The organism is Dietzia sp. CQ4, from assembly GCF_014145125.1.
Lineage (GTDB): Bacteria > Actinomycetota > Actinomycetes > Mycobacteriales > Mycobacteriaceae > Dietzia > Dietzia natronolimnaea.
This window is the reverse complement of record NZ_JAALDZ010000379.1, coordinates 1-2,005: the sequence shown is the minus strand read 5'-3', so window position 1 is coordinate 2,005 and position 2,005 is coordinate 1. Positions and strand designations below refer to the sequence as shown.

Below are 2,005 nucleotides of genomic sequence, written 5' to 3'. Positions count from 1 at the left end.
GTCGCCGCCCCGCCGGGATCCCCCGCCCCGGTCGTCACGACGCTCACCGCGACGGTCGTCGTCCCGACCCCCGCGGTCGCCACCGCGGGGACGGCCACCACGGTCGTCCCTGCCCGCGGACGGGCGACCGGCGGGCGGACCGGAGTCCGGTCGGATGTCGATCTCCGAACCGGCGACCCGGATCCCGCGCATCGATTCGATCTGATCCCGGGACAGACCCGCCGGGAGTTCGACGATCGAGTGATCGAAACGGATCGAGATACGTCCGATGTCGCCGCCACTGAGTCCGGCCTCATTGGCCAGGGCGCCCATGATGGATCCCGGCTTGACGTTGTTCCGCTTGCCCACAGCGATCCGGTACTGGGCCATGTCCTTGCCCGTGCGCGAGGGACGGGGGCCGTCCGAGAAGTCGCGGCCCGGCCGCTCGCGCCGGTCATCCCGCCGGGTGTCACGCGGGTTGTCCTGCCGTTCACGTCGCGCGGGACGCTCCGGCTCTCGCATGAGGAAGTCGGCGGAATTGCGGGACTGCGTGGCGAGTGCGGCGGCGATGTCGGCCATCGAGACGGAGTGCTCGTTGGCGTACTCCTCCACCAGCCGGCGGAACATCGCCAGGTTCGGATCATCGAGGCTCTCGGTGATCGACTGCCCGAACTTCGCCATCCGCATCTCGTTGACATCATCCACGCTCGGGAGCTGGATCTCTGTCAGCGGCTGACGCGTGGCCCGCTCGATCTGGGAGAGCATGCGACGCTCCCGCGGGGTGACGAACAGCAGCGCCTGCCCGCTGCGGCCGGCGCGGCCCGTACGGCCGATCCGGTGCACGTACGACTCGGTGTCGTGCGGGATGTCGTAGTTGACCACGTGGCTGATACGGGGCACGTCCAGACCACGTGCGGCGACGTCCGTGGCCACGAGGATGTCGGTACGGCCGTCCTTGAGCGCCTCGATCGTCCGCTCGCGGAGATTCTGCGGGATGTCGCCGTTGATCGGCGCAGCCGAGAACCCGCGCGCCCGAAGCTTCTCCGCGAGCTCCTCCGTGGCCGACTTGGTCCGGACGAACAGGATCATCGCGTCGAAATCCTCGACCTCGAAGATCCGCGTCAGGGCGTCGAGTTTGTCCCGGTGATTGACCAGGACGTAGCGCTGATGGATGTTCGGGGCGGTGGAGGTCTTGGACGCGACCTTCACCTCCGCCGGATCGGTGAGGTACTTCTGCGAGATGCGCCGGATGGCGGAGGGCATGGTCGCCGAGAACAGGGCGACCTGCGTGGTCTCCGGGGTGTCGGAGAGGATCCGCTCGACGTCCTCCTGGAAGCCCATCGCCAGCATCTCGTCGGCCTCGTCGAGGACGAGATGGCGCAGACCCGACAGATCGAGCGTGCCCTTCTTGAGGTGGTCGATCACGCGGCCGGGCGTACCGACGATGATCTGCGCACCCCGCCGCAGACCGGACAGCTGGATCCCGTAGGCCTGACCGCCATAGATCGGGAGCACGTTGACCTGCGGCATGTTGGCGGAGTAAGTGATGCACGCCTCGGCGACCTGGAGCGCGAGCTCACGGGTGGGCGCCAGAACGAGCGCCTGCGGGCTCTTCACCGCCGGGTCGATGAGCGAGAGGATCGGCAGGGCGAAGGCCGCGGTCTTGCCGGTGCCCGTCTGTGCCAGCCCCACGACATCACGGCCCGCCATCACCATCGGGATGATGGCGGCCTGGATCGCGGAGGGGACCTCGTACCCCACGTCCTTGACCGCCTGGGCGACGGCCGGGGCCAGCCCCATGTCGGCGAACGTGATCGCGTCACCGTCGCCGGCGTCGGCGTCGGGCGCGCGGTCCACCGACTCGCCCCTGCGGGGCGTGCGCTGGTCCGCCTGCTCCACAGCGGGCGCCTCAGGGACCGGTGTCTCCTCGGCGGGCGACTCCTGCTCCGACGCCTCCTCCGCGGGGACCTCCGGGGCCGACGCGTCCTCGGCGGGCGCCTCTGCGGCGGCCTCGGCCTCGGGTGGG

1 protein-coding gene is annotated in these 2,005 nt (G+C 69.9%); it reads right to left on the bottom strand.

The window, feature by feature from the left end:
- Positions 1-1,779 (bottom strand): DEAD/DEAH box helicase (locus tag G6031_RS17345; RefSeq protein ID WP_182653940.1); only part of this gene is annotated, 1,779 nt, incomplete at its 3' end.
- Positions 1,780-2,005 lie beyond the last annotated feature (226 nt).